This window comes from Candidatus Dormiibacterota bacterium (genome assembly GCA_035544955.1).
Lineage (GTDB): Bacteria > Chloroflexota > Dormibacteria > CF-121 > CF-121 > CF-13.
This window is the reverse complement of record DASZZN010000027.1, coordinates 1-21,064: the sequence shown is the minus strand read 5'-3', so window position 1 is coordinate 21,064 and position 21,064 is coordinate 1. Positions and strand designations below refer to the sequence as shown.

The following is a 21,064-nucleotide window of genomic DNA, read 5'->3' as shown; positions in this document are numbered from 1 at the left end:
GAGCATCTTAGCGAACATATGTTCGGCGCGCAAGGCCCCACCCTTCCCTCCCCCTAAGGGGGAGGGCCCTCGTCTGATCACTCGTGCAGCCGGAAGTACTTGAAGCCTTCCGCGACGGGAAAGCTCTGGCCCTTCGCCATCTCGCTGGCCCGCTCCCGGATCGTCTGCTCGAGCTCCGACCAGTCGCCGACCTGGCTCTTGTGCTCACGCAGCGCTGCGATCTTGAGGTCGATCGTGTCGCTGATGTCGACCCAGGCATCGGGCTCGTTTGACCCGGTCAGGTAGATCTCTTTGACCTGGTGCGGTTCCAGACCCTCATCGAGCAATTCCGGGAAGACGAGCCGGGTGTCGGATCCCGGGATGATCGCGTCCAGGGTTGCTTCGCCGGCAGCACGATGGTCCGGATGATTGATATATCGCTGCCCGGTCCAGCGGCGTGTGGGGTCCGGCGCCACGACGACGTCGGGCTTGGTCCGCCGGATCCAGCGCGTAATCTGCCGGCGCAAATCGAGCGTCGGCATCAGCGACCCGTCGTCGTAGCCGAGGAAGAAGACGTCCTTGACGCCCAGCTTCAACGCCGCCGCCCGCTGCTCGGCATGGCGGATCTGGGCCAGGCGCTCGGCCGTCATCGCCGGGTCACTGCTGCCACGGTTGCCATCGGTGAGGATCAGGTAGGTGACCTGCCGGCCCTCTTTCGCCCATCGCGCCACCGTGCCGGCGGCGCCGAACTCCGCATCGTCCGGATGTGCCATCACGACGAGCACGCGGCCAAGACCGTTCGGCGAGTCCGCCATCAGGCGGGCGTCGGGATCGCCGTCGAGACTTCGTAGTCGACGAAGTCCTTGAAGTGCGCACCCTCCCCGCAGACCGGGCATTTCGGATCGCGCTTGAGACGCAGCGTCCGAAACTCGTCGGTCAGCGCATCGATCATCAGCAGCCGGCCGATCAGCGGCTCCCCGATGCCAAGCAGCAGCTTGACGGCCTCATTGGCTTCGAACAAGCCGACGATGCCCGGCAGGATCCCGAGCGTGCCGGCCTCATCGCAGCTCGGCGCCAGCTCGGGCGGCGGCGGCTCCGGGAAGACGCAGCGGTAGCACGGTCCCACGAACGGCTTGAAGACACTGACCTGGCCATCGAAGCGGAAGATGCTGCCGTGCACGACGGTCTTCTTCAGGAGCACGCTGGCGTCGTTGACCAGGTAGCGGGTCGGGAAGTTGTCGCTGCCGTCGACGATCAGGTCGTACTCCTTGAAGAGGTCGATGATGTTGTCGCGCGTCAGCCGCTGCTGGTACGGGACGACCTTGACGTCGGGGTTCAGGTCCTCGAGCGTCTGCCTGGCCGAGTCGACCTTGGGCATGCCGATCCGCTTGCTGTTATGAAGGATCTGGCGCTGCAGGTTGCTTTCGTCGACGACGTCCGAATCGACGATCCCAATGGTGCCCACGCCAGCGGCGGCCAGGTAGTAGGCCGCCGGTGAGCCGAGGCCCCCGGCCCCGATGATCAGCACCTTGGCATCGAGCAGCTTGAGCTGCCCCTCCTTCCCCACTTCGGGGATCAGCACATGGCGGCTGTATCGCTTCTGCTGTGCCGGAGTCAACTCGCGCGGCACGACGAAGTTGAGGCCGGCGTCCTTCCAGGCACCGAAGCCGCCCTTGAGCGAGGTGACGTTCTTGTAACCCATCTGCTGAAGCGTCTCGGCCGCAAACGCGGAGCGGTTTCCGCCCGCGCAGTAGGCGACAACCGGGGTCTCATAGTCGGGCACGTACTGCTCCACGCGTGACTCGAGGTAGCCGCGCGGGATATGGATCGCGCCGGGAATGATGCCCTGCTCCACCTCGTCTTGCTCGCGGACATCGATCACGACGGGTTTGCCGGCGCCGTTCCGAGAAGCGTCCAGCTGCCGGACATCCACCTCACGGATCCGTGACTTGACGTCCTTGAGCATGTCGCGATAACTGGCCATGTTGCTCTTTAGTCTACCCGCGCCCGGCCGAATGTATTCCTAGATCGTAGTAGGTGTGCGAGCCTTTTCCAGCCGGGCGACGATCGCGTCGGTCACCTGGGTGGTGCCGACGGCGGAAGGATCGTTGCGCTCCGCCTTCATGTCGTAGGTGACGGTCCTCCCTTCGCGAATGGTCTCGGCGATGGCGCCCTCCAGCATGTTGGCGGCGTAGGTTTCGCCCAGGTGATGCAGCATCATCACCCCGGACAGCATCATCGCCATCGGGTTGATCCGGTTGGTGCCCGCGTACTTCGGGGCGCTGCCGTGCGTCGCCTCGAAGAGCGCGATCTCGTCGCCCAGGTTGGCGCCCGGCGCCAGGCCGAGCCCGCCGACCAGGCCGGCCGCCAGGTCGGACAGGATGTCGCCGTAGAGGTTGGGCAGGACCATGACGTCGTATTCCTTCGGGTTCTGGACCAACTGCATCGTCATGTTGTCGACGATGCGGTCATTGAACTGGATGTCCGGATGCTCTTTGGCAATCTCCTGGGCCACTTGCAGGAAGAGGCCATCGGTGAATTTCATGATGTTGGCTTTGTGCACCGCGGTCACCTTCCGCCGCCCGTGGCTGCGGGCGTAGTTGAAAGCGAAGTTCACGATTCGCGAACTCGCGGTCACAGAGATCGGTTTGATACTGAGCCCGGAGTCGGGGCGGATCGACTTGCCCGTGGCGGCGCTGATCTCTTTGATCATCCGCTCGGTTTCGGGCTTGCCCTCCTGGAACTCGATACCGGCGTAGATGTCCTCGGTGTTCTCGCGAACGATGATCAGGTCGATGTTGTCGTAGCGGGACCGAACCCCCGGATAGCTCTTGCAGGGCCGAACCAGCGCATAGAGGTCCAGTTCCTTGCGCAGCGCGACGTTGACCGAGCGGATTCCCTTCCCGATCGGGGTGGTCAACGGTCCCTTGATGCCCACCTTGTTCCGCCGGATCGACTCGAGCACGTGCTCTGGCATCGGCGTGCCGTACTTTTCCATCACACCGAGACCGGCGTTCTGGACATCCCACTCGAACTGCACGCCGGTTGCTTCCAGTACCCGCCGGGTGGCTTCACTGACTTCCGGACCGACCCCATCACCAGGGATCAAGGTCACGCGATGCACGGCCAAAGCAGTCCCATGCTACCAGCGGCCCCGTTGATATCCTTTCTTATGTGGCGCAAGCCGGACTGCAGAGCAGCCCCTTCGAAACCCGGGCGCAGAGTCCGCTGGCACAAGCCAACTATCAACTCTGGATCGAACACGCGCGCGCCGAAAACCGCCGGGAGCTCGAGCGGCTGGTCGCCACCCTGCATCAGGACTGTGAGTACGAGGTCGTGCCACTCGGGCAGCGCTGGCATGGCAAGGATGAGGTCCGCGAGTTCTACCGAGGTCTATGGCGCGGGATCCCGAACGTCAAACTGACCCTCCTAAATCGCATCGACGCGGACGACTGCATCGTCGAGGAGTCCGAGGTCATCGGCCGGATGGATGGGCCGCTCTTCGGCGTCGAGCCGAGCGGCCAGCAGTTGCGCTACCGCGTCGTCATCTTCTTCCCGGTCCGCGACGGGCTTTTCACGGGCGAGCGCGTGTATTTCGACCTGGCCGACTTCGCTCGGCAGGTGCCCGGGGCCAGGCCTCTCCTCGATAGGCGGCCAACCTGACCACCATGAAGGTGGGCGTCCCGAAGGAAAGCCTAGCCGGCGAGCGCCGGGTCGCCCTCGTTCCGGAAGCGGCCCGTGCCCTCGTGAAGGCGAATCTCCAGGTCGCGGTCGAGGCGGGTGCCGGGGCGTCGGCGTTCTTCGGCGATGCCGCCTACATCGACGCCGGAGCGAACGTGACCGACGCGACGACGGCCCTCGGCAGCGACGCGGTCCTCAAGGTCCAGCCGCCGACGCTCGACGAAGTCGGCCGCATGCGGGGAGGGGCGGTGTTGATCAGTTTCCTGCAGCCGGCCACCAGCGCTGACATCATAACCGCGCTGGCAAAACAGAAGGTGAGCGCCTTCAGCCTCGACCTGGTGCCGCGCATCAGCCGGGCGCAGAGCATGGATGCCCTCTCCTCGCAGGCCGGCATTGCCGGCTACAAGGCGGTCCTGATCGCCGCTAACCATCTCCCGAAGTTCTTCCCCTTGCTGATGACCGCCGCCGGCACCGTGGCCCCAGCCCGTGTGCTGGTGATGGGAGCCGGCGTCGCGGGACTGCAGGCGATCGCCACCGCTCGCCGCCTGGGCGCCGTGGTGGAAGCGTACGACGTCCGGCCGGCGGTGAAGGACGAGGTCCACAGCCTGGGCGCCACCTTCCTGGAACTCCCGCTCGAGGCCCAGGAGGGGACGGGCGGCTACGCCCGCGAGCAGTCCGAGGACTTCCTCCGGCGGCAGCGCGAGTTGCTCGGTGACCGGGTGGCCGCCTCTGACGTGGTGATCACGACCGCCGCCATCCCCGGCCGCAAGGCGCCCGTCCTCGTCACCGCGGACATGGTCCGCCGGATGCGGGCCGGCTCGGTGATCGTCGATCTCGCCGCCGAGACCGGCGGAAACTGCGAGCTGACCAAGGCCGGCGAGATCATCGAGGTCGGCGGCGTCACCATCGACGGCACCCGCAACCTCCCCAGCACCATGCCGGTTCATGCCAGCCAGCTGTACAGCAAGAACGTGTCGACGCTACTGCTGTTGCTGGTTAAGGATGGTGCGCTGAAGCTGGACTTCAACGATGAGATCGTCAAGGGGGCTTGCGTCACGCACGATGGCGCGATCGTGAACCCGCGTGCCAAAGAGCTGGTGGAGGCGGCCAGCCGGTGAACGACAGCACCTTGCTCAACGAGTTCACCGTCTTCGTGCTCGCGATCTTCATCGGCTTCGAGGTCATTTCCAAGGTGCCGACGATTCTCCACACGCCGCTCATGTCGGGCACGAACGCCATCCACGGCATCATCCTGGTCGGCGCCATTCTTATCGCCGCCACCGCGCGCGACCCGCTGCAGATCGCCCTCGGCCTGGTTGCCGTCATCCTTGCCACGATTAACGTCGTCGGCGGGTTCGTCGTGACCGACCGCATGCTGGAGATGTTCAAGGGGCGTCCGACCGCTAAACCAGCAGAGAAGACGCCGCCCGAGAATCCCGCCGGATGACCGTCGCGGTCGCGCTCGCTTATCTCCTCGCCGCCGCCCTGTTCATCTTCGGCTTGATCCAGTTGAGCTCCCCAAAGAGCGCCCGCCGCGGCAACCAGATCGCGGCGGTCGGGATGGTGATCGCATTGCTGGCAACGATCCCGCTCCTGCATTTCACCGCGGCCGGGATCGCAATCACGATTGTTGGCATCCTGATCGGTCTGCCAATTGGGGCTGTCGGCGCTCGCAGGGTGAAGATGACCGCCATCCCGCAGATGGTGGCGCTTTTCAACGGCGTCGGCGGTGGGGCCGCCGCCGTCGTCGCCGTTTCCGAACTCCTGTTGCAGGGTTCGCACCCAGTATTCGCGATTGCCTTTCCTAGCGTCTTCAGCATCGTGATCGGCTCCGTGTCTTTCGCTGGCAGCCTGGTCGCATTCGCCAAGCTGCAGGCGTTGCTGACGGGCACGCCCATCACCTATCCGGGCCAGCAGATCGTGAATGGCGCTCTAGCGCTGGCCATCGTCGCGCTGGCCGTCTACCTGATCGCGGTGTCCTCGACGCCGATCATCTTCGTTCCGCTCCTGGTCCTCGGCCTGGTCCTTGGCGTCGCCTTCGTGCTGCCGATCGGTGGGGCGGACATGCCGGTCGTGATTTCCCTCCTGAACGCGTTTACCGGCCTCGCCGTGGCCGCCAGTGGGTTCGTGCTCGGTAACTTCGCGTTGATCGTGGCCGGGACCCTGGTCGGCGCGTCCGGCACGCTACTCACCAAGCTCATGAGCGATGCCATGGGCCGCTCGCTGGGCAACGTGCTGTTCGGCGCATTCGGCACTGTGAAGGCGGGAGTGGCGGGCGTGGCCGGTGCCGAAGGGAAACCGGTGCGGTCCGGGACGCCCGAGGACATCGCGACCTTGCTCGCCTATTCGCGGAAGGTTATCATCGTCCCCGGTTATGGCCTGGCGGTCGCTCAGGGCCAGCACGCGGTGAAAGAACTCGCCGATGAACTCGAGAAGCGCGGCGTCGAGGTCGAATACGCGATCCACCCCGTTGCCGGTCGGATGCCCGGGCACATGAACGTGCTGTTGGCTGAGGCGAACGTGCCCTACGACCAGCTCAAGGAGATGGACCAGATCAACGACGAGTTCAAGTCCGCGGACGTGGCCCTGGTCGTGGGGGCCAACGACGTCGTGAATCCGGCGGCGCGCAGCTCGCCGGGCAGCCCGATCTACGGCATGCCGATTCTGAACGCTGACGAGGCGAAGAACGTCGTCTTCATGAAGCGCAGCATGCGGCCCGGCTTCGCCGGCATCGACAACGAGCTGCTTTACGATCCCAAGACCGTCATGCTCTTCGGTGACGCCAAGGACTCGCTGATGAAGCTGGTCGCCGCCATCAAGGCCGCCTGACCGACCGCTACAGCTAGAATCCTCCAGCCCATGGATATCGCTGTCGAAACGCGTGCGCTTCGGCGCGTCTACCGGACGCGCGCCCAGGAGGTGGTCGCCCTGGAGGGCGTCGACCTGCGAGTCGCTCGCGGCCAGCGTTACGGCGTGCTCGGCCCCAACGGCGCCGGCAAGACCACCCTGATCAAGATCCTGGTGACGCTGCTGCTCCCGTCATCGGGAGAGGCCTACGTCGATGGGCTCGACGTCGTGCACCAGTCTCGTGAGCTGCGCCACCGGATCGCCATGGTGTCCGGCGGCGAAAACGTCGGCTTCGGCATGCTCACGGTCAAAGAGCAACTGTGGATGTTCTCGCAGTTCTATGGCATGCCCAGCAAGCCGGTTAAACGCCACATCGAGGACTTGCTGGAGCGGCTGGGGCTCAGCGACGCCGGCGACCGGCAGATATCGGCGCTCTCCAGTGGGATGCGCCAGAAGATGAACCTGATTCGCGGCCTGATCACCAATCCGCGCATCCTGTTCCTTGACGAGCCGACGGTGGCGCTGGACGTCGGCGCCGCGCGCGATGTGCGCGACGAGGTACGCCGCTGGATGGCGGAGGATCCAAGCCGGACCGTCATCCTCACGACGCACTACATGATGGAGGCCGACGAACTCTGCGACCGGGTGGCGATCGTGAACCGCGGACGCATCGTTGCCGAGGGGACGCCGGCCGAGCTGAAGCAGCGGGTCCAGCAGGATGCGATCGTCGATCTCCAGCTCAGCCCGGGCAGCCGGCTGCTGGACGCGCTGCGCGCCGTGGATGGCGTGGCCGCCGCGAGCGTCGCCGAGCAGGATGGCATCGATCGGTTCAGTCTCCAGCTCTCCAGCGACGCGGCCCTCACCGGTGTCATGCGGGTCGTCGAGGGATCCGGGCGGCAGATCCGGGGTGTGCAGAAGCGCGAACCCACCCTGGAAGACGCCTTCGTCAAGCTCGTTGGACGGGGGATGGCCGAAGAGGAGCAGGGATGAGCCATCCATCCGCGGTGCGGATCTTCCTCAAGACGATCGTGGCCCGGGCCTGGCCGCGCTTTGTTTCCACATACCGCAACCGAACCTGGGTCGTCACCGAGACGCTGTTGCCCCTGATCGGGACGATCTCGATGATCTACGTCTACCGAGCGCTGCATGCGCCCGCCCGCTACCTCGGTTTCGTGGTGCTCGGCGGCGTGCTGCTGGCCTTCTGGCAGAACGTGATCTATTCGATGGCCACGCAATTCTTCTGGGACCGCGGCGCTGGAAACCTGGAGCTCTTCGCCATGGCGCCGACCAGCCTGGCCGCCATCCTGCTGGGCATGGCGTTCGGCGGCGCCTGGGTCAGCCTGACGCGGGCCGTCACGATCCTGCTGGTCGCGTCGATCCTGTTTGGCGTCGGTTACTCGGCCGCCGGGCTACTACCCGCGCTGGGTGTTTTCGTGCTGACGATTTGCGCCCTCTACTGCCTCGGCATGCTGCTCGCCAGCCTCTTCCTTTTCTACCAGCGCGAAGCCTGGCAGCTGGCCGACGCGATGCAAGAGCCGATCTACTTCCTCAGCGGCTTTTACTTCCCCATTCGGAGCCTGGGGGCGATCGCTGGCGGCCTGGGATCGCTGATCCCGCTGACGCTGGGCCTGGACGCCATCCGCCAGCTCGTGCTCCCAGGCACGCCGCAATTCATCCCGCTGCGATGGGAGATCCTGGCCGTCGTCGCACAGATCGCGGGGTATGCGATCCTCTCGCAGATCAGCCTGCGCTACCTGGAGCGCCGGGCTCGCGAGGATGCGCGACTCATCCTGCGCTCGACATGAGCGCCGCGGTCGCACAGTGGCGCGGCTTCAAGGCCGCGACCCGGCTCGGCTGGGAGGTTTCTAGCAATTGGACCAGTCCGCTGATCTTCGTGATCTACTCCGTGCTGCGACCACTCTCGGGCGCCTTCATCCTCGTAGTGATGTATCGCGTCATCAGCGGAGGCGCGCCGGGCACGGCCACCTACCTGGCGTTCCTGGTGAGCGGGGTGGCGTTCTGGTCCTTCGTGCAGTACGGCTTCGCCGGACTCGCCAACGGCATGGCCGACGACCGCGGCGAATACCGGATGTTGAAGTACGTCTATACCAGCCCCGTCCATTTCTATGTGTACTTGCTCGGCCGGGGCCTGGCGCAATTGGCGACCGCCGTAGCTTCGGCCGCGATCGTGCTGGTCGTGGCCACTATCGCGCTCCGCCTACCCATCGATCCACTCCGCGTCAACTATCCCCTGCTGCTGGCGGCTTCCTTCCTGGCGATGCTGGCGGTGATCGCCATGGCCATGGCATACGGGCTCCTGCTGCTCCTAGCACGGGACTCGCACGGCTATGGTGATCTCGGCGCCAGCGTGCTCTACGTTATTTCCGGAGCCATCTTCCCGATCAGCGTGCTCCCCGGGATCCTGGCCTCGGTCGCCGCCCTGTCGCCACTCGTCTATTGGATGGAGTTGATCCGGCGCAGCCTGCTCGGCTCGCACGCGATGCGGATGTTTCCCACGTTATCGGACGCCGATGTCGCCCTACGGCTGGTGATCGCGACGGTGGTCACGCTCATCGTGGCGCACCTTGTTTTCACCTGGGCCGATCGCCTGGCACGTCGACGGGGATTGATCGATCGGGAGTCGAACTGGTAGAGCGGCGGCTAGCTTGCCGGCTCGTTCGGCTTCAGGTCGAGCGATGCCGAGTTGATGCAGAAGCGCTGGCCCGTCGGCTGAGGTCCATCATCGAACACGTGCCCGAGGTGCGAACCGCAGTTTCGGCAAAGGACCTCGGTCCGGCGCATGAAGAAGCTGTTGTCGGACCGTAGCTCGACATTCTCCGTATTGGCCGGCTCCCAGAAGCTCGGCCAGCCGGTGCCTGACTCGAACTTCGTTTTTGAGCTGAACAGCTCGGCGCCGCAAGCGGCACAGGTGTAGGTGCCGTCCGCCTTGGTATGGACGTACTTTCCGGTGAACGGCCGCTCCGTTCCCTTCCGGCGCAGGATGTCGTACTGCTCCGGGGTCAGCTCCGCGCGCCACTCTTCTTCGGTTTTCGAGATCTTGGTGCTCACGTCTGGAGTCTACCCAGTTTGGCGCCGGGGGCCAGAATCGAACTGGCGACACCAGATTTTCGGGGATCCAGAGCGCGCGTGTCACATTTCCAGCCCCGGCGGTGCATTATCGTGAGGAACATGAGGCGAACCGTAGTTGCCGTCCTGGCGATCGGATTGCTCTCGGCGTGTGCCGGCCTAAACGCCCCGGCCGCGTCCAAGACCGACACCCCCCAGCAGAGCCTGGCCGCGACCGGCAAGGCGATGGGGAAGCTGACCTCGGTTCGCTTCGACGCGAAAGCGACCGTGACCCTGACCCTGCCCGCGTCGCTTGTCGACCAGTTGCGGGCCAAGGCCGGCTCGCAAGGCAGCTTTCTGAGCAGCAACATGACCGTCGATCTCACCATCAGCGGGGCGGTGAAGAAGCCGGACCAGCTGGACGCGACGGTCGAGGCAAAACTCGGCGGCCTGACGGTGGACACGGAAGTGATCGCGGTCGGCGGCCGGCTCTATATCAAGGACCCGATGACGGGCAAATGGAAGGCTCTCGGGCAGCCCCACCAGGCAAACTCGGCGAAGTCGAAGACCGGGCTCTCGTATCAGGCCCTGATCGACACCGCCAAATCGCTGTCCGAAATCAACGATCAACCCTCGACGATCAATGGCGTCGCCGTCGATCATTACCGGATCGTTCCCGACCTTGTCAAACTCCTGGCGCAGGTCACGACCGGAGGATCGTCAAAAGATCCGCAAGTGGCGGCGGCGCTCGAGGGGATCTTGCAGAACGCGCAGCTGACGGCCGATGTCTGGACAGGCACCTCCGATCACCTGATTCGCCGGGTCAGCTATGACGCCGACGTGACTGCCGATCTGCATGCGCTATCCGCGGCCTTCGCCAACGGGACGGGCTCAAATGGCCAATCCGTGCAAATCCCTGCCGGCTCAATGGCGCATCTGACGGCCCACGCCGTGATCAACCTCCACGACTTCAGCGGCGCGGTAACCATCAAGGCCCCAACCATCTCGTCGTAACCCTGCCCGCGCCCGAACGCGACCGCGTAACGAGACACGCGAGAAAAGTAAAGCCTGCACGGAGCCCGGATATGGCGACGTTTTGCCAGTAGTGATGGCGGCAAACCTCGACCAGCTCCCGGCGGACGGCAGTCAGCGCCTGGTGATCCGCCCCCAGCAGTCGACGCTGATCGCCTTCGGCGTGATTATCGGCACCGTCACGCTCTTCGGGGCTGGGCTCATGCTGAGCGGCCGCAGCCTCGTGCCGGTCTTCGTCTGGTTGGGCATCGGCGCGTTGTTCATCTACGGGTTGTACCGCTGGCACCTGTGGGTCGACTCGGAACGGGTAGGAGTCAGTCGCTTACCCTGGGGAGCGTCCTGCCGGCGCGATCAGTTGGACCGGCTGCAAATCAGCTTCGCGGGCCGCGGGGGCAACACATGTGACTTCGTTCGCAAAGACGGCCACACCGCCTTCAGGGTGTCCGCGAAACCGTTTGGTACCACGCAGCTCAAGGCTCTGGCCCGATCTCTCGGGGTGCCCTACTACGACCTGTTCTCCGGGAGTTCGATCGACATTCAGGGCATTCCGCCGGGTTCGTAGGCTTCCGCCGGCGGGGTTTGGTGCCGAGGGCCAGAATCGAACTGGCGACACCATGATTTTCAGTCATGTGCTCTACCAACTGAGCTACCTCGGCACGAGGACGTATTCTAGCCGCGCCTCGGCGCCGGGGACCAGCCTCGGCGGCCGCCGCTGAATACAGGTGGGGGCTGGGTCCTCCCCTGTCGGGTTACAATCGCCGCAAGGAAGGGCCCGTACCATGCCGTTTGTGTTGAGTAACCCCTACGCGCCGCCGCGGCGCCGTCGAGAATGATGACCTCGACCGGCGGCAGCAGCTCCCATCAGGAATTGACCAGTGAGCTGGCGGCGCTGGACCGCCAGCTGCGCGACCTTTCCGATCAATGGGAGACCGTCGAGCGCACGATCACCGAAAAAACGCGTCTCCGCCGCGAGTTGATTGCCCAGCAAGAGGCGACCAACGTCGATCATGGCGAGGAGATCAACCGGCTCCAGTCCGACGTCTACGCGTTACGCGACAAGCTCGACCAGCTGCGGGATTCCCACCTCGACTTCAGCGCCCTCTACCGAATCCTCCAGCAGGCTCGCACCTGACGACTTAGGCCGAGGATTCCTCCTTGGCCGCCTCGGTCTTGGCGCGCCGGTCGATCTCGCTGACGACCGCCGGGTCGGCCAGCGTGGTCGTGTCGCCGAGCGGACGGTTCTCCGCCACGTCACGAAGCAGCCGCCGCATGATCTTGCCCGAGCGGGTCTTGGGCAGCTCCGGGGTGAAGACGATGTTGGCGGGTGCCGCGATCTTCCCGATCTTCTTCCCCACGTGCTCGCGCAACTCGATCAGCATCTCCGGTGAGCCCTCGGCTCCGCCTTTGAGGGTGACGAAGGCAACGATTGCCTGGCCGGTCTGCTTGTCGCTGCGGCCGGCGACGGCAGCCTCGGCGACTTTCGGGTGGCTGACCAGGGCGCTCTCCACCTCGATCGTCGAAATGCGGTGGGCGGAGACATTCATGACGTCGTCCACCCGTCCCAGCAGCCAGAAGTCGCCGTCCTCGTCGATCCGTGCCCCGTCGCCGGCGAAGTAAACGTCCTTGAACTTGCTCCAGTACGTCTGGACATAGCGCTCGTGGTCCCGGAAGATCCCGCGCAGCATGGCCGGCCAGGGGCCTTTGATCACCAGGTAGCCCCCGCCGCCGGGTCCCACCTCTTCACCCGCGTCGTTGTAGACCGCCGCCTGGACGGTGGGGAAGGGCTTGGTCGCAGAGCCGGGCTTCAGCGTCGTCACTCCGGGAAGCGGCGTGATCAGGATCATCCCGGTCTCGGTCTGCCACCAGGTGTCGACCACCGGCGTCCGGCCACCTCCGATGTTCTCCCGATACCAGATCCAGGCCTCCGGATTGATCGGCTCACCCACCGAGCCCAGCAGGCGGAGCGAGCTGAGGTCGTGCTTCTTCGCGTACTCCGGCCCCCATTTCATGTGGGTGCGGATCGCGGTCGGCGCCGTGTAGAGGATGTCGATTTTATAGCGCTCGATGATCGACCACCAGCGATCCTTGTCGGGGAAGTCGGGGACGCCCTCGTAGATGACGCCGGTCGTGCCGTTGCAAAGTGGCCCGTAGACGATATAGCTGTGGCCGGTGACCCAGCCGATGTCGGCGGCGCACCAGTAAACCGAGTCAGGCTTGATGTCGAAGATGTAGTGGTGGGTCGTCGCCGTCCCCACCAGGTACCCGGCGGTGGTGTGGACAATCCCCTTGGGTTTGGCGGTCGTCCCACTCGTGTAGAGCAGGTAGAGCAGGTCTTCCGCGTCCATCGGCTCGCAGGGACAGGAGGCGGGGTCAGCACTGGCATCTTTGACCAGGTCCTGCCACCAGACGTCGCGGCCGTCCTTCATTGGGGTGTCCATCGGCGTCCGGCGGAGTACGACCGCCTTCTTGACCTTGGGCGCCATCTCGAGCGCCGCATCGGCGTTCTTCTTGAGGGGCACCGGATTGCCCTTCCGCAGACCCTCGTTCTGGGTAATCAGCAGCTCACACTCCATATCGTTGAGCCGCCCGCCGAGCGCGTCGGCGCTGAACCCACCGAAGACGACGGTATGGGGGGCGCCGAGCCGGGTGCAGGCGAGCATCGCGACCGGGAGCTCGGGCACCATGCCCATGTAGATCCCCACCGGGGTCCCCTTCCTGACGCCGAGTTTCTTGAGCGCGTTGGCAAAGCGAACGACGTCCGCCAGGAGGTCTGTGAAGGTGATGGTGCGCTTTTGGTCGACCGGCTCGCCTTCCCAGTAGTAGGCGACCTTGTCGCCCCGCCCGGCTTCGACGTGCCTGTCGACGCAGTTGTAACAGACGTTCAGCTTGCCGCCGAGGAACCACTTGGCATAAGGCAGCTTCCACTCGAGGACCGTGTCGAACGGCTTGAACCAGGAGACGCGCTTCAGCGCCTCTTCCTTCCAGAAGTCCTCCAACGGCTTGGCATAGATGTCCGGCTTGGCGTTGGCATTCCTCGCAAATTCGGGGGGCGGCGGGTAGCGTCGCTCCTCCAGCTGCATCGACTCGATGGCATGCGTGCCGGATTGGATCGTCATCGGCTCATCCAGCCTCCTTCAAACGAATTGCGCGCCCTTGTCCCCGCTCAGATTAGCGCTCCGGCGGCCCAGCGGACTGGCCAGCAGGTCGGCGGAAATAGGTCGCTGGATGATTGACAGCACCCTATTTGCGGGCGCTAAATGATTCCTTAGGGGAAACGCGCACAAATTCAAGGTAGGGAGGACCAATGGAAACACGCAATCGGGGTCAAGGGACCCGGGGGGCTATGGATGCCCAGGCGGGTAAGCAAACCGCCCAAGCCCGGGCTTCCCAGTGGGAGGTGCTGGCGGCCTCGCCCGAGTTTCGGCGGCTCATCACGGCGAAGCGAAACTTCATCATTCCGGCGGTGATCTTCTTCCTCGTCTACTACTTCGCGCTCCCGCTCGGTAACGGGCTGGCGCCCGACCTGATGAACACCAAGATCATCGGCAACATCAACCTGGCGTACCTGTTTGCCCTCTCCGAATTCGTGATGGCCTGGATCCTGGCGGCGGTCTACATCCGGCGGGCCAACCGGGTCTTCGATCCGTTGGCGGCCGCCGTCCGCAAATTGGCGGCGCGTATGGGGATTGGAGCATGACCACCACCCTTTGGATCACGGCCGTCGTCGTCGCCATCACGCTCGGTATCACTGTCTGGGCGGCGCGGCAGACGCACACGACCGTCCAGTTCTACGCCGCCGGCCGCAAGATCAAGGCCTGGCAGAACGGGCTCGCCATCGCCGGCGACTACATGAGTGCTGCCTCCTTCCTCGGAATCGCCGGGCTGATCGCCTTCAACGGCTACGACGGCTTCATGTACTCCGTCGGCTGGCTAGTCGCCTACCTGACCGTTCTGCTCCTGATCGCCGAGCCGATCCGAAACACCGGCAAGTACACCATGGCCGACGTGCTCTCCTATCGCATGTCAGCCGGCCCGGTGCGCTCCGCTGCCGCCATCTCCACGCTGGCGGTGAGCGGCTTCTACATGATCGCCCAGATGGTCGGCGCCGGCGTCGTCCTGCACCTGCTGGTACCGGGGTTCTCGTTCCAGTTGGCGGTGGTCATCGTCGGCATCCTGATGATCGGCTACGTCGTGCTCGGCGGCATGATCGCAACGACCTGGGTCCAGATCGTCAAGGCGACGTTGCTGATGGCAGGCGCCATCCTTTTGAGCATCATGGTGCTCAGCCACTTCGGTTTCAACCCGCTGCGGTTCTTCGATGCGATCGCCAAAGTCGTCGACAAGAAATCGGGACTCAACTTCACGCAACCCGGCATCCTCTACCCGCACGGGAAGCACGTCTTCCTCGGGCCCCTGACGCTCGACAAGTCGACCATCGAGAACGTCTCTCTCGGTATGGCGCTCATTTTCGGGACGGCTGGCCTGCCGCACATCCTGATGCGCTTCTACACCGTGCCGACCGCCCGTGCGGCGCGGGCTTCGGTTGGTTGGGCGATGGGCCTGATCGGCGCCTTTTACGTGATGACGACGTTCCTGGGATTCGGCGCCGCCGTGCTCGTCGGCAAGGCGAAGATCCCGAACTCCAACCTCGCGGCGCCCAAGCTGGCGGAGTTTCTCGGCGGTGGGCCGAACTCCTTTGGTGGTGAGCTGCTGCTCGGGTTCATCTCGGCGGTCGCCTTCGCCACCATCCTTGCGGTGGTCGCGGGTCTCACTCTCGCGGCCTCCAGCGCCTTTGCGCACGACTTCTGGATGAATGTCATCCGAGGCGGCAAGGAAAGCGAGCGGGAACAGGTGACGGTTGCGCGCATTGCGGCCGTCGGGGTCGGCGTCATCGCCGTGCTCGTCGCGATCAACCTGCCCACGGCCAATGCTGCCCAGTTGGTCGCCGCGGCCTTCGCGGTGGCGTCCAGTGGCAACCTGCCGGTTATCCTCTTCACGCTTTTCTGGAAGCGGTTCAATACCGTCGGCGCCGTCTTCGGTCTGATCGGCGGGACGGCCGTGTCGATCCTCCTGATCGTGATCGGACCCGGTCTCAATACGGTGCCGGCGGCGCATCCCGCATTCGCGCTATCGAACCCAGGCATTGTGAGCATCCCGCTCGGGTTCCTCTTCGCAATCGTCGGTACCTACATCGGCGAAGCCCTCGGCGGCGACCAGCGCGCGAAAGCGATGTACCCCGAGATCGCGGTACGTTCGCAGACCGGCGTCGGTGCAGAGCCGAGCTCGGTAGTCGAGGAGCGAGTCCCCGCGGCCGTCTAAGACTCGATTTCGAAATAGGGGTGGGCTTCGCGCCCGCCCCTATTTATCGACAACGGCGCAAGGTTCCAGCCGAGGAAACGCTCAGTCTGATGTGGACAGTTTGGGGACGATACAAACAGTCGGCTGGGTGCTGACAGTCGCTGGCCTGACCATCAGCGTATATACGGCGGTGACTGGCAACTGGGTTCCCTTTCCTCGGCGACTACGTCCCAAGAATATTCCCGCGACGGAACGCGGGCGCCGTCTATCCGCCTTCGGTGGGATCGCTCTGTTCGTTGCGCTTGGCATCGAGCAATCGGTTATCTCTCGGCAGGTTCCCACTCCACTGAAGGTGTCCGGCTTCCTGGCCGTCGTCGCGCTACTGATCGGCTCGATGCTGCTCCAGCTCGCGGCTTGGAGGAACAGGCACTAAGGTCGAGCTTCCTCAGGGCGGATCCAACCGTTCCGTTTGGGTGGGATTTGGGCGGTGAGAGGCTCGAACTCCCGACATTCTGCGTGTAAAGCAGACGCTCTACCAGCTGAGCTAACCGCCCGAAGCGACTAATTATGCAACGTGGGCGGCGGGCTTCCCCGACAGCGCGAAGCGCTCGGAGAAGCGGGCGACGACGGCGTCTTCCACGGCCGCCATCGGCGGCGCGGCGTCCAACTCGAGCGCCATCGAGGTCACGCCCTTGTCCGGGATTCCACAGGCCAGGATGTGCGTGAACAAGCTGAGATCGGTCGATACGTTGAGGGCAAAGCCGTGGGTGGTCACGCCCTGCGAGACCTTGACGCCGATGGCCACGATCTTGCGGTCACCGATCCAGACACCGGTAAAGCCAGCGAGCCGGCCGGCCGCGATCCCGAAGTCGCCGAGGACGTCGATCAGGCAACCCTCGAGCTTGCGCAGGTAGAGACCGACGTCCGGGGTCGGGCCAAGATCCAGGATCGGGTAGCCAACCAGTTGGCCGGGGCCGTGATAGGTGACGTCGCCGCCGCGATCGACATCGAGGCAGGTAATGCCGCGCGCGGCCAACTCGGCTTCGGTAAGAAAGACATGGTCGCGCGTGCCGCTCCGCCCAATGGTGTAGGTGTGCGGGTGCTCGAGCAGGATCAGGGTGTCTGCGACCAGGCCAGCACGCCGCGCATCGGCCATCCGTTTCTGGTGCGCCCAGGCCTCCTCATAAGGAACCAGCCCCAGCCGGCGAACGTCCACGGTCAGCCCGCGGCGGCCCGGTCCGGGACCTGGCTGGCTGCGTGATAGGAGCTACGCACGAGAGGGCCGGACTCGACGTGCCGGAAGCCGAGCTTGAGCGCCTCGACTTTCAACATGGCAAATTCGTCCGGAGGTACGTAGCGCGCGATTGGCAGATGGTTGGGGCTGGGCCGCAGGTACTGTCCAACCGTCAGAATCTCGACGTCGTGCGCCCGCAGGTCGCGGAACACCTGAATCACCTCGTCGATCTCCTCTCCCAAGCCCAGCATGATTCCCGACTTGGTGTAGACGGTCGCGTCCATCCGCTTGGCCCGCTTAAGCAGCTCGAGCGAGCGCGGATAACGGCCCTTGGGCCGCACCTGTGGATAGAGGCTGGGCACCGTTTCGATGTTGTGGTTGAGGATCTCGGGTCGCGCGCGCATCACGGTGGCGAGCGCCGCCTCGTCGCCCATGAAGTCCGGGATGAGGACCTCGATGTTGCACTTCGGGATCCGCTTGCGGATCTGCCGGATGGTCCCGGCAAAGATGGCTGCCCCGCCGTCTTGGAGCTCGTCCCGGTTGACCGAGGTGATGACAGCGTGGTGCAGGCCCATCCGCTCGACCGCCTCGGCGACGCGAATCGGCTCCCCAAGGTCGAGGGTGCCCGGCCGCCCGGTTTTGACGGCGCAGAAGCCGCAGGCCCGGGTGCAGGTATCGCCGAGGATCATGAAGGTCGCCGTGCGTGCCTGCCAGCACTCGCCGATGTTGGGGCAGCGCGCCTCCTCGCACACGGTATGGAGCTCCAGGCCGCGCATGATCCCCTTCAACTCGGAGTAGTTGTCACCGCCGGGCAGGCGCACACGCAGCCACTCCGGCCGACGGGTGTCGATCGGCACCACGGCGTTGCGCTTCGACCGGCCGTAGAACTTGATCGGAGCGACGTCAGCCATTGCTATCAGTATCCCAAAGGCCTGGGGAAATCCGGCTCTTTCAGTACAGCGGCACCTGCTCCGAGAAGCCTTCCAACCAGCGGCGGACGCCCTGCAGGAAGCGGGCGGCGGACACCCCATCAAGCACGCGGTGGTCGAAGCTGAGGCACAGGTTCATCATCGACCGGATCGCGATCGCGTCCCCCTCGACGACCACGGGCCGCTTGACGATCGCGTCCATCGCCAGGATGCCGGCCTGGGGCGGCGCGATGATCGAGTACGACAGGATGGTGCCGAAGGTGCCCGGGTTGTTGACGGTGAAGGTGGCCCCCTGGACGTCTGGGATGCCGAGCTTTCCGGCCCGTGCCCGTTTCGCCAGGTCGTCGATCGCCTTCGCCAGGCCGGATATCGACATCCGGTCCGCCTGGTGGATGACGGGCACGATCAGGCCGTCGTCGACCGAGACGGCGACGCCAACATTGATGTCCTTGTGCAACAGCACGCCCTGGTCGGTCCAACTAGCGTTCAGCACGGGCACCGCCTTCAGACTCTCGACCACCGCCATGACGATGATCGGCACGTAGGTGAGGTCGATCCCCTCCCGCTGCTTGAAGCTCTCCTTGACCTTCTGCCGGAAGCGCACCACGGTGGTCATGTCGACTTCGGCCACCGTCCAGGCGTGCGGGATCGTCTGCTTGCTCTTGAGCATATTGGCGGCAATGGCGCGTCGCATCGGGCTCAACGGCACGGTGGTCCCGGGCGTTGGCGCCGGCGCGGTCGCTGGACCGGCCGCCGCTTGCTGCCGCTCGCCGTTCGCGGCTGCCGGCTGGGTTCGCTTGGCCACGTAATCCTCGACGTCTTTCTTACTGATCCGTCCGCCGATCCCCGAGCCTTCGATCCGCGCGAGCTCAGCATCCGAGATCCGGTGCTCTTCGATCAGGGCACGCACGACCGGTGACAGCCGCGTGCGAGCCTCCAAGCCACCTCCCTGACCCTCCCCCGAAACGGGGGAGGGAACTGCCACCAGATCCGCTGGCGGAGCCGGCTGCGCCTTGGGCGCGGACGACGTCGCGGCCACCGATTCCTCGATCACGGCGATCTCGGTGCCGACCGTGACCGTCGCTCCTTCTTGGACTTTGATCTCCTTGAGCACGCCCGTCAGCGGCGCCGGGACCTCGGCGTTGACCTTGTCGGTAATGATCTCGACCAGTCCTTCGTATTTCTTGACCTGGTCGCCGGGCTTCTTCAGCCACTTCGAGATGGTGCCCTCGGTGATCGACTCACCGAGCTGCGGCATCTTGACGGAGGTCGCCATCTGACGCGGGCCTAGACGGCCGCCAGCTCCTTCGCCTTGACGAGGATCTTCTCGGGATTCGGCATGAAGGCCTCCTCCAGGATGTGATTGAACGGCATGGCAGGCACGTCCGGGCCGGTGACGCGCATCACCGGTGCGTCGAGCGCGTCAAACGCATTTTCCATGATGATCGCCATCACCTCGGCGGCGACCCCGGCGAAGGGCGTGTCTTCGTGCACCACCAACACCTTGCCCGTCTTGCGCGCCGTAGCGATGATCGCATCCCGATCGATGGGCTTGATAGTGCGCAGGTCGAGCACTTCCGCCGAGATGCCGTCCCCCGCGAGTTTCTCGGCCACCTCGAGGCAGTACGTCAGCATCAGCCCGTAGGCAATCAGGCTCAGGTCTGTCCCCTCGCGCTTCACGTCGGCTTTGCCGATGGGAACGACGTGGTCCCCGCTTGGGACCTCGCCTTTGACCAGCCGGTAGGTCCGCTTGTGCTCGAGGTAAAGGACGGGATCCGGGTCCCGGATCGCGGCCTTGAGCAGACCCTTGGCATCGGCCGGGGTCCCGGGGGCAACCACCTTGAGGCCCGGGATGTGGGCAAACGTCGCTTCGATGCTCTGCGAGTGGTATAGAGCGCCATGCACGCCGCCGCCCCACGGCGCGCGGATCACCATCGGCAGATTGAAGTCGCCCGCCGTTCGGTAGGAGAACTTGGCCGCTTCTTCGATGATCTGGTTCATCGCCGGCGCGATGAAGTCGGCGAACTGGATCTCGGCGATGGGCCGCATGCCGTTGACTGCCGCGCCAATCGCGACGCCGACGATGCAGGACTCGGCGAGCGGCGAGTCGATCACCCGCAGCTCGCCGTATTTCTTAAACAGGCCGTCGGTGGCCAGAAAGACGCCGCCGCGATTGCCGACGTCTTCACCGATCAGGAAGACGCTCGGGTCACGCGCCATCTCCTCGTCCATGCCCTCGCGGATCGCCTCGATCACGGTCTTGACGGCCATCAGGGCGTCAGCTCCTGCTTGTAGACAAAGGTGGTGAGGTCGTCGGCCGTTGGGTCGGGCGCCTGCTCGGCGTATTCGGTGGCCTCGTCGACCTGCTGGCTGACCCGCTCGGTGATCTCCTCCTCGACGGCATCGCGGAGGATGCCGGCGTCGCGAAGGTAGGTGGCGTAGCGATGGATCGGATCCTTCTGCCGCCAGATCGCAACCTCTTCCGCCGGCCGGTACCGCTTGTCGTCATCGTCGCTGGAGTGAGCGGTGAAGCGGTAGGTCTTGACCTCGATCAGGGTCGGCCCCTCGCCGCGGCGGGCGCGCTCGACCGCCTGCCGCGCGGCTTCGTAGCAGGCGAGGACGTCGTTGCCGTCGACCACAACCCCGGGGAAGCCATATCCCGCCGCGCGGTCCGCAACGTTCTCGATGGCCATCTGGTGGGACTGCGGCACCGAGATGGCGTAGCCGTTGTTCTCGCAGACAAAGACCACGGCCAGCTTATGGATACCGGCGAAGTTCATCGCCTCGTGGGTGTCGCCCTGGCTGGCGCTCCCCTCGCCAAAGTAGACGGCCGTGACCGCATCCTCCTTCCGTTGCTTGGAGGCGAGCGCCACGCCGGCGGCGTGCAGCAACTGGGTGGCCACCGGACTGCCGCCGGTCACGATGTGGAGCCGGCGGCTGCCGAAGTGTCCGGGCATCTGCCGGCCGGCGCTGTTCGGATCCTCACGCCGGGCAAAGA

The 21,064-nt window shown here is 64.9% G+C and carries 22 protein-coding genes, 2 tRNA genes and 1 pseudogene; 12 read left to right on the top strand and 13 right to left on the bottom strand.

What is annotated here, in order from left to right; genetic code table 11:
- Nucleotides 1-77: 77 nt before the first annotated feature.
- From VHK65_09000 to VHK65_08990, 3 genes are read right to left on the bottom strand one after another with little or no spacing between them, the layout of a single operon-like run.
- A complete protein-coding gene (locus VHK65_09000; GenBank protein ID HVS06287.1) occupies nucleotides 78-794 on the bottom strand; it encodes a PIG-L deacetylase family protein in 717 nt (238 codons plus the stop codon).
- Complete coding sequence (gene moeB / locus VHK65_08995; protein ID HVS06286.1) at nucleotides 794-1,963, bottom strand: molybdopterin-synthase adenylyltransferase MoeB; 1,170 nt, start codon at nucleotides 1,961-1,963, stop codon at nucleotides 794-796. The genes VHK65_09000 and moeB overlap by 1 nt, the downstream gene beginning before the upstream one ends.
- Before the next feature lie 39 nt (nucleotides 1,964-2,002).
- On the bottom strand, nucleotides 2,003-3,103 hold the full coding sequence (locus tag VHK65_08990; GenBank protein HVS06285.1) for an isocitrate/isopropylmalate dehydrogenase family protein: 1,101 nt from the start codon (nucleotides 3,101-3,103) through the stop codon (nucleotides 2,003-2,005).
- A 50-nt stretch (nucleotides 3,104-3,153) separates the two neighbouring features.
- Between VHK65_08990 and VHK65_08985 the strand changes: the two genes are divergently transcribed.
- Genes VHK65_08985 through VHK65_08955 form a run of 7 tightly spaced genes read left to right on the top strand, consistent with a single transcriptional unit; the run spans nucleotide 3,154 to nucleotide 9,160 of the window.
- On the top strand, nucleotides 3,154-3,642 hold the full coding sequence (locus VHK65_08985; GenBank protein HVS06284.1) for an ester cyclase: 489 nt from the start codon (nucleotides 3,154-3,156) through the stop codon (nucleotides 3,640-3,642).
- Between the two features lie 5 nt (nucleotides 3,643-3,647).
- Nucleotides 3,648-4,778: a Re/Si-specific NAD(P)(+) transhydrogenase subunit alpha gene (locus VHK65_08980; GenBank protein HVS06283.1), complete on the top strand. Its 1,131-nt coding sequence runs from the start codon at nucleotides 3,648-3,650 to the stop codon at nucleotides 4,776-4,778.
- Nucleotides 4,775-5,107 (top strand): NAD(P) transhydrogenase subunit alpha, encoded by a 333-nt coding sequence (locus tag VHK65_08975; GenBank protein HVS06282.1) that lies wholly within the window; start codon nucleotides 4,775-4,777, stop codon nucleotides 5,105-5,107. The genes VHK65_08980 and VHK65_08975 overlap by 4 nt, the downstream gene beginning before the upstream one ends.
- A complete protein-coding gene (locus tag VHK65_08970; GenBank protein ID HVS06281.1) occupies nucleotides 5,104-6,489 on the top strand; it encodes an NAD(P)(+) transhydrogenase (Re/Si-specific) subunit beta in 1,386 nt (461 codons plus the stop codon). The genes VHK65_08975 and VHK65_08970 overlap by 4 nt, the downstream gene beginning before the upstream one ends.
- A 30-nt stretch (nucleotides 6,490-6,519) precedes the next feature.
- On the top strand, nucleotides 6,520-7,497 hold the full coding sequence (locus VHK65_08965; GenBank protein HVS06280.1) for an ABC transporter ATP-binding protein: 978 nt from the start codon (nucleotides 6,520-6,522) through the stop codon (nucleotides 7,495-7,497).
- Nucleotides 7,494-8,312, top strand: coding sequence for an ABC transporter permease (locus VHK65_08960; GenBank protein HVS06279.1), 819 nt, complete (start codon nucleotides 7,494-7,496; stop codon nucleotides 8,310-8,312). Before VHK65_08965 ends, VHK65_08960 begins: the two co-directional genes overlap by 4 nt.
- On the top strand, nucleotides 8,309-9,160 hold the full coding sequence (locus VHK65_08955) for an ABC transporter permease (GenBank protein HVS06278.1): 852 nt from the start codon (nucleotides 8,309-8,311) through the stop codon (nucleotides 9,158-9,160). The genes VHK65_08960 and VHK65_08955 overlap by 4 nt, the downstream gene beginning before the upstream one ends.
- Before the next feature lie 8 nt (nucleotides 9,161-9,168).
- On the opposite strand, the gene msrB is transcribed toward VHK65_08955, so the two are convergent.
- Nucleotides 9,169-9,576, bottom strand: coding sequence for a peptide-methionine (R)-S-oxide reductase MsrB (gene msrB, locus VHK65_08950; GenBank protein ID HVS06277.1), 408 nt, complete (start codon nucleotides 9,574-9,576; stop codon nucleotides 9,169-9,171).
- 19 nt (nucleotides 9,577-9,595) lie between these two features.
- A pseudogene (locus VHK65_08945) lies at nucleotides 9,596-9,676 on the bottom strand.
- A 20-nt stretch (nucleotides 9,677-9,696) separates the two neighbouring features.
- On the opposite strand from VHK65_08945, the gene VHK65_08940 reads away from it, so the two are divergent.
- Both VHK65_08940 and VHK65_08935 read left to right on the top strand, forming a co-directional pair.
- Entirely contained in the window at nucleotides 9,697-10,587 is an 891-nt protein-coding gene (locus VHK65_08940; protein HVS06276.1) for a hypothetical protein, read from the top strand.
- Nucleotides 10,588-10,681: 94 nt separating this feature from the next.
- Entirely contained in the window at nucleotides 10,682-11,167 is a 486-nt protein-coding gene (locus tag VHK65_08935) for a hypothetical protein (GenBank protein HVS06275.1), read from the top strand.
- A gap of 18 nt (nucleotides 11,168-11,185) precedes the next feature.
- On the opposite strand, the gene VHK65_08930 is transcribed toward VHK65_08935, so the two are convergent.
- Nucleotides 11,186-11,261: transfer RNA gene (locus VHK65_08930), tRNA-Phe, on the bottom strand.
- 173 nt (nucleotides 11,262-11,434) lie between these two features.
- Here VHK65_08930 and VHK65_08925 point away from each other — a divergent pair.
- A complete protein-coding gene (locus VHK65_08925) occupies nucleotides 11,435-11,737 on the top strand; it encodes a hypothetical protein (GenBank protein HVS06274.1) in 303 nt (100 codons plus the stop codon).
- Between the two features lie 4 nt (nucleotides 11,738-11,741).
- Here VHK65_08925 and acs read toward each other — a convergent pair whose 3' ends face one another.
- On the bottom strand, nucleotides 11,742-13,721 hold the full coding sequence (gene acs, locus VHK65_08920) for an acetate--CoA ligase (GenBank protein ID HVS06273.1): 1,980 nt from the start codon (nucleotides 13,719-13,721) through the stop codon (nucleotides 11,742-11,744).
- 227 nt (nucleotides 13,722-13,948) lie between these two features.
- Here acs and VHK65_08915 point away from each other — a divergent pair, with 227 nt between their 5' ends.
- Nucleotides 13,949-14,302: a DUF485 domain-containing protein gene (locus tag VHK65_08915; GenBank protein ID HVS06272.1), complete on the top strand. Its 354-nt coding sequence runs from the start codon at nucleotides 13,949-13,951 to the stop codon at nucleotides 14,300-14,302.
- Nucleotides 14,299-15,924, top strand: coding sequence for a cation acetate symporter (locus tag VHK65_08910; protein ID HVS06271.1), 1,626 nt, complete (start codon nucleotides 14,299-14,301; stop codon nucleotides 15,922-15,924). The genes VHK65_08915 and VHK65_08910 overlap by 4 nt, the downstream gene beginning before the upstream one ends.
- A gap of 460 nt (nucleotides 15,925-16,384) precedes the next feature.
- On the opposite strand, the gene VHK65_08905 is transcribed toward VHK65_08910, so the two are convergent.
- The 6 genes from VHK65_08905 to VHK65_08880 form a co-directional block, all read right to left on the bottom strand.
- Nucleotides 16,385-16,457: transfer RNA gene (locus VHK65_08905), tRNA-Val, on the bottom strand.
- 11 nt (nucleotides 16,458-16,468) lie between these two features.
- Nucleotides 16,469-17,125 carry a lipoyl(octanoyl) transferase LipB gene (gene lipB, locus VHK65_08900; protein HVS06270.1) on the bottom strand — a complete coding sequence of 219 codons (657 nt, stop codon included), beginning with the start codon at nucleotides 17,123-17,125 and terminating at the stop codon, nucleotides 16,469-16,471.
- Nucleotides 17,122-18,048: a lipoyl synthase gene (gene lipA, locus VHK65_08895; GenBank protein ID HVS06269.1), complete on the bottom strand. Its 927-nt coding sequence runs from the start codon at nucleotides 18,046-18,048 to the stop codon at nucleotides 17,122-17,124. Before lipA ends, lipB begins: the two co-directional genes overlap by 4 nt.
- Nucleotides 18,049-18,088: 40 nt before the next feature.
- Nucleotides 18,089-19,342 (bottom strand): dihydrolipoamide acetyltransferase family protein, encoded by a 1,254-nt coding sequence (locus VHK65_08890; GenBank protein ID HVS06268.1) that lies wholly within the window; start codon nucleotides 19,340-19,342, stop codon nucleotides 18,089-18,091.
- Between the two features lie 11 nt (nucleotides 19,343-19,353).
- Nucleotides 19,354-20,337, bottom strand: coding sequence for an alpha-ketoacid dehydrogenase subunit beta (locus tag VHK65_08885; GenBank protein HVS06267.1), 984 nt, complete (start codon nucleotides 20,335-20,337; stop codon nucleotides 19,354-19,356).
- Nucleotides 20,337-21,064 (bottom strand): thiamine pyrophosphate-dependent dehydrogenase E1 component subunit alpha (locus VHK65_08880; GenBank protein HVS06266.1); only part of this gene is annotated, 728 nt, incomplete at its 5' end. The genes VHK65_08885 and VHK65_08880, both read right to left, overlap by 1 nt.